The sequence below is a fragment of the Fulvivirga kasyanovii genome (assembly GCF_009711405.1).
Taxonomy (GTDB): domain Bacteria; phylum Bacteroidota; class Bacteroidia; order Cytophagales; family Cyclobacteriaceae; genus Fulvivirga; species Fulvivirga kasyanovii.
On sequence record NZ_SMLW01000341.1, the window covers coordinates 1 to 6,235 of the forward strand.

The 6,235-nt window shown below is 45.1% G+C and carries 4 protein-coding genes and 2 tRNA genes; all 6 read left to right on the plus strand.

Annotated elements, in window-relative coordinates; translation table 11 throughout:
• Window positions 1-1,203: ergothioneine biosynthesis protein EgtB (gene egtB / locus E1163_RS03385; RefSeq protein WP_155169458.1), on the plus strand; the 1,203-nt coding region annotated here is incomplete at its 5' end.
• Between the two features lie 13 nt (window positions 1,204-1,216).
• Entirely contained in the window at window positions 1,217-2,167 is a 951-nt protein-coding gene (gene egtD / locus E1163_RS03390; protein ID WP_155169460.1) for an L-histidine N(alpha)-methyltransferase, read from the plus strand.
• A gap of 138 nt (window positions 2,168-2,305) precedes the next feature.
• Window positions 2,306-4,090 carry an ABC transporter ATP-binding protein gene (locus E1163_RS03395; RefSeq protein WP_155169462.1) on the plus strand — a complete coding sequence of 595 codons (1,785 nt, stop codon included), beginning with the start codon at window positions 2,306-2,308 and terminating at the stop codon, window positions 4,088-4,090.
• A 133-nt stretch (window positions 4,091-4,223) separates the two neighbouring features.
• A tRNA-Leu gene (locus E1163_RS03400) sits at window positions 4,224-4,308 on the plus strand.
• Window positions 4,309-4,358: 50 nt separating this feature from the next.
• A tRNA-Leu gene (locus E1163_RS03405) sits at window positions 4,359-4,442 on the plus strand.
• Between the two features lie 192 nt (window positions 4,443-4,634).
• Complete coding sequence (locus tag E1163_RS03410; RefSeq protein ID WP_155169464.1) at window positions 4,635-5,651, plus strand: LacI family DNA-binding transcriptional regulator; 1,017 nt, start codon at window positions 4,635-4,637, stop codon at window positions 5,649-5,651.
• Window positions 5,652-6,235 lie beyond the last annotated feature (584 nt).

Here is a 6,235-nt window from a genome sequence, read left to right on the forward strand (position 1 = left end):
ACGGAAGATATTTGTTCACCTTTAACCCCCGAAGATCATGTAGTGCAGCCGGTGGTGGATGTAAGTCCGCCCAAGTGGCACCTTGGGCATACTACCTGGTTTTTTGAGACTTTCATTCTCATACCTGAAATGAAAGGGTACAGGCCCTTCGATAAAAATTATAATTTCCTGTTTAATAGCTACTATGAAAGCGTGGGTGCCAGGGTAATACGTACCAATCGTGGCAATATAACCCGCCCGACCGTTAAAGAAATACTGAACTATCGGCAGTATGTAAATGAGCATATCGCCACCTTCCTTGACAGTCATGATGAAATAAGCAAGTCTCTGGCAGATCTGTTTGAGCTTGGCCTCCAGCATGAACAACAGCACCAGGAGTTGCTGTGCTACGATATTAAATATATCCTGGGCAACAACCCCATCTTCCCGGTTTATATCAATAATCCCCTGCCTGAATCCGATGCACCTTCGGGAGCAGATTGGCTCCATGTTGAAGGCGGAATGTACGAAATGGGCTATAACGGCGAAGGCTTTTGCTTTGACAATGAACTGGGTGTGCATAAGATTTACCTGCACGATTATGGTATTATGGACAGGCTGGTAACCAATGGTGAATACCTGGGGTTTATCAGCGACAAGGGCTATCAGGACTTCAGGCACTGGCTTTCCGATGGCTGGGAGTGGGTAAATAGTAATAAAATTACCGCACCGGCCTACTGGTACTATTTAGATGGAGGATGGCACGAGTACTCACTCAATGGTGGTCTGAAACCCTTGGACCTCAATGCCCCCGTCACCCATGTCAGCTTGTACGAAGCGGATGCTTTTGCCAAATGGAAAGGCCTGCGCCTGTCTACGGAATTTGAGTGGGAAGTGGCATGCAGGCGACACTCCGGCGTAAATGAATCCAGTAATTTTATGGAGGCAGAAAATTTTCAGCCGGTGGCCCGGAAAGGCAATTACGACCAGATGTATGGTGACGTATGGGAGTGGACCAACAGTGCATACCTTCCGTATCCTTTTTATAAAGCACCGGAAGGTGCAGTAGGGGAGTATAACGGCAAGTTTATGATCAATCAGATGGTTTTGAAAGGAGGGTCATGTGCCACACCTAAAGACCATATACGCGCTACTTACAGAAACTTTTTTCACCCTCATCTTCGATGGATGTTTTCGGGGATAAGACTGGCAAAAAACCAATAAAAAACAATTTTCAATGAACGACCAACTTGTGATTACCCAGTTTGCTCAAGATGTGCTTAGTGGGCTTAACGCAACACCGAAAACTTTATCTTCCAAGTACTTTTATGATGAAAACGGAGACAGGATATTTCAGGAGATAATGAACCTGGACGAATACTACCTGACCCGGTGCGAGTATGAGATACTCGAAACACATCAGCGACAGATACTTGACCTTTTTATTGACGGGACCTCCAAATTTAACCTTGTGGAATTTGGTGCGGGGGATGGTTATAAAACTAAAGTGCTGCTGGAGTGCTTTTTAAATGCTGGGGTGGACTTTCGTTACCGTCCCATAGATATTTCCGGCAATGTTTTGCAGATACTGGAAGATTCCCTTGAGGAGGAATTCCCCTCTTTGAAGGTGGAAGGCATCCAAAACGAATATATGAAGGCACTGAGGGAGCTGGAAAATGGAGAGACAAGGAATGTAGTTCTATTTCTCGGCTCAAATATTGGCAACTTCAAACAATCTCAGGCTATCTCATTTTTAAAAGGCCTCTACGAAGGCCTGAATGATGGAGACCTGCTGTTCATAGGCTTTGATCTGAAAAAGGATCCTGAAGTTATCCTCAATGCTTACAATGACAAGAGCGGTGTAACCAGGGATTTTAATTTCAATTTACTAACCAGGATCAACAGGGAACTGAAAGGCAATTTTGACTTGTCAGCTTTCAGGCACTTCCCTACCTACGACCCGCTTAGCGGTACCACTACCAGCTATCTGGTGAGTACCAAAGCTCAAACGGTGGAAATTATGGATACGGCTATTTCATTTGATGCCTGGGAGCCGATACATATGGAAATCTCTCAAAAGTATGGTATGAAAGATATAGAAAGCCTTGCCACACAGGTGGGCTTTGGGATAGTCCGTAACTTTTACGATTCGAGGCACTACTTTGTCAACTCTGTCTGGAGGAAGTAATTGTAAAGCTTTTCCTGTTTTGGGGCGTTATTTATTGATTCCCATGTAGCCGGAAAAATGGGTTGTTTGCGTTAAACCTGCCAGAACATATTCCGGTGTGGATTGTTGAATTTTTACGAGGAACAGCAATCAGGAATAATGGCAAACAATGATCCGGCTAATGGCAAAACAACAGGAGACTGGCAACGCTTAAAAAGGGCCCTCGCTCTTGCTGCGCCTAAAAAGTGGAATATCTTTTTGATTATTGTACTTACCATTATGGTGGCGGTGGCAGGGGTGGTAGAGCCACTTATCATGAAGTACATTTTTGATGGGCTCACCGGAGATATACAGGCAGAAAGATTGATCCGCGGCATTGCCTTTTTGCTGGTGCTGGGGCTTGCCAAAGAGATTATTTCTTCCACTTCCAACTGGCTTACCTGGCGAACAAGGATTGGTGTGCACTACAGCCTGCTCAATGTTACGGTGGGCCGTTTGCATCGCCTGCCGATTGACTTTCATCGCGCGCAGGGTACCGGAGCCATCATGACCAAAATGGAGCGTGGCATCCAGGGGTTTGTAGGGGCTATTGCTGATATTTCGTTCAACGTGTTGCCTGCTATTGCCTATCTGGCCCTGGCCATTGTAGCCATGGTGCAGCTCGACTGGAAGATGACCCTTCTCGTATGTATTTTTGCTCCTATGCCCGCCCTGGTGGCCACTATTGCCGCTCCTGCACAGCGGGGCAGGGAAGGCTTTCTGATGAATAAATGGGGGAAGATCTACTCACGCTTCAATGAAGTACTCTCCGGGATAGTTACCGTTCGCAGCTTTGCCATGGAAGATTATGAGAAGTCGAGGTTTCTGGAAGATGTGGATGAAGCCAACAGCAGAGTGGTAAAAGGCGTGGGTTACGACAGCAGGGTTACGGCCATTCAAAATAGCATTGTACTTTTGGCCAGGGTTGCAGCCATTGCCTATGGTGCCTTTCTGATCACTGAAGATCAAATAACATTAGGTACTCTCATTGCTTTCTTGGGCTTTATCGGCGGGCTGTTCGGGCCGGTGCAGAACCTTACCGGCGTCTACAAAACTTTCCAGATAGCCACTGTATCCCTTGAACACATTTTTTCCATACTTGATAAGCAGGATTTTCTGGGAGATAAGCCTGATGCTATCGATTTGCCGCCCCTTAAAGGGGAGGTTGCCTTTAACCACATTTATTTTAAATATCCTACAGGCAGCAAGCCTATAGTGGATGATTTTGATTTACAGGTAAAACCCGGCGAGTCCGTGGCTTTTGTAGGCCCCAGCGGATCAGGTAAGTCCACTCTGATCGCATTGCTACAGCGCTTTTACGACCCCGTAAAAGGTAGCATAACCCTGGATGGCTATGACTTGCGTAATGTAAAGCAAAAATCTTTGAGAAAACAGGTGGGAGTAGTGCTTCAGGATGCACTTTTGTTTAATGAGTCCATAGCCGACAATATACGTTACGGTAGAAAGGAAGCCACCATGGATGAGGTAAAGGAAGCTGCAAAAGCGGCCAATGCCCATGACTTTATTATGGAACTCTCGGAGGGCTATGAAACGGTGGCCGGGGAAAGAGGAGGCAGGCTGTCTGGCGGGGAAAGGCAAAGGATAGCCATCGCAAGGGCCATAGTAAAAGACCCTCCCGTGTTGATCCTGGATGAGGCATCATCCGCTATGGATGCCGAGGTGGAGGCGCTGGTGCAGGAAGCGCTCAACAGACTGATGGAGCACCGTACTACATTTATCATCGCCCACCGGCTCAATACAGTGGTCAATGCTGATCGGATCATTGTATTGAAGCACGGAAAAATAATAGAGGAGGGCACACATCGCGATTTGCTGCACCACGACGGCTATTACGCGTCCCTTGTGCAAAAGCAGACGGAGGGGTTGTTGCTGCCGGCGGATTAAGGCTGAAAATTTTCATGGTAAGCCAGCTTATACCTCAATAAAATATTCCTGAAAATTGACCGGTAATAACTATTGGTTATAAAATAAAACCTTATTACTTTTGAGGCCCTTTAAGGGACCAATGTTCATGTAAGCGCACGTGGCGGAATTGGTAGACGCGCCAGGTTGAGGGCCTGGTGGCCATTGCGGCCGTGGAGGTTCGATTCCTCTCGTGCGCACATAAGCAGTCAACTGTTATAGTACAGTTAAGTTCTTTTTGAAAGTATATGCCGAAGTGGTGAAACTGGTAGACACGCATGTTTCAGGGACATGTGACCTTACGGTCGTGGGGGTTCGAATCCCTTCTTCGGCACACTTTTCTTTTTAATCCCCTAATTTACACCTGTTTATATTTTTTGTTAAAGGTTAGCCCAAAGCCTTGCTATTAGTTGGTGTTTTAACTGTTTTATACGCAACAAAAATACATCAATGTTAATTTCTGCTGATAAAACTTCGTTATTATGCTTTCTAATGCTTTATTTTATATGACTTATTAAACATTGACATGAGCGTAACGATCAAAGACATTGCCCTTGCCTTGGGCATTTCCCCATCTACTGTTTCACGAGCCTTAAACGGCCACCCCGATATTAGCGAGGAGACCCGAAAATCGGTAAAGGATGTGGCAAAAAAAATGAACTACCATGTTAACCAGATGGCGAGTAGTCTGCGAACCAAGAAGTCTTTCTCCATCGGTGTGGTAGTACCCAAAATAGCCAGCTATTTTTTTTCATCAGCACTTAGTGGTATTCAGGAAGTAGCCGTTTCCAACAATTATCAGGTACTCATATGCCAGACCAATGAGTCACCAACCCTTGAGAAAAAGTACATTTCATCACTTTTGTCAGCCAAAGTTGACGGACTGCTCATTTCCCTCGCCAAGGGTAGTAAAAATATCAAGCACATTCAGCGGGTGATAGAGCATAATGTACCCCTTGTGCTTTTTGACCGTACCAGCGACAGCTTTAAAGTGCATAAAATTGAAGCTGAAGATTTTAAAGGTGCACACCGCGCTGTTACCCATTTGATAGACACCGGTTGTAAAAGGATAGTACACTTATCCGGCCCCGATACCCTGGCGGCCAGCCTCAACAGGATGCGTGGCTACAAAGAAGCATTGAAAGACAAAGGCCTGGAAGTGGATGACGAACTTATTGTGCCATGCGATTTTGATCCAGAAACAGGAAGAAAAGCCATAAAAAGGCTTTTGGATAAATACCCCGACATTGACGGTATATTCACCGTAAACGATGAGCTGGGCGTAGAGTCCATCCTCACACTCAAAAGCATGGGCATAAAAGTGCCTGATCGGGTATCAGTGGTAGGTTTTGGTGATTTCCCCATTTGCCGTATCGTAGATCCGCAGCTTAGCTCAGTAAGCCATCACCCGGAAAAGATCGGCTACGAAGCAGCCAAATGCCTTCTTGATCAGATGAAAAACAAGCAAAAAGAAAACAATACCAGACGTGTAGTACCTTCGGAATTGGTAATAAGGGCATCGTCAAGCAAGAAATTGAGCTGATTCTAAACTTTAAAAGTAAACTTGCGCTTTACGGAAATTTAGGAAGTTTGGTGAAGCCGCAATTTAGTTCTGTAAGTCGTCTATTCGAAAAAGAATATCAATCAAAAAGTGCGTTTTGCACGTGTCTTGCCATTTTAGCTAAAGAGCATAGGAGGGACTGCGGGTGTTTATCCATATTTCCAAAGACCTGAACTGGTATCACTTGCAAGTAATTATGAATTTGTTTATAATTCTTGTCGCAGCGGTCTTTCTTTATGGTCAAGTGTGATATGTGGGAGTCGTTGATGGAAAACCCTCGTTGTGGTGCAAGCGTTCCAGCTTTTAACACGTCTTTGCTTTGACGAACTTCTGTCATCTCTTATTACAAAACTGGATGCCTAATATCAACGTTTGATCCCTCGTGTTTTTGCCCTATGTTAGTAGTAATTTACATGGTCAGGCCAAATTCAATTAAATATAATAAAGCAGATGAGAAGTAACAGAGCTAAACTATTTACAATCACCTTGATTTCTATGTCCACTGCTTTTGTGAGCTATGGGCAAACCAGGGGAGAAAACAGTGATATAGATGCTGAAATGGAGGA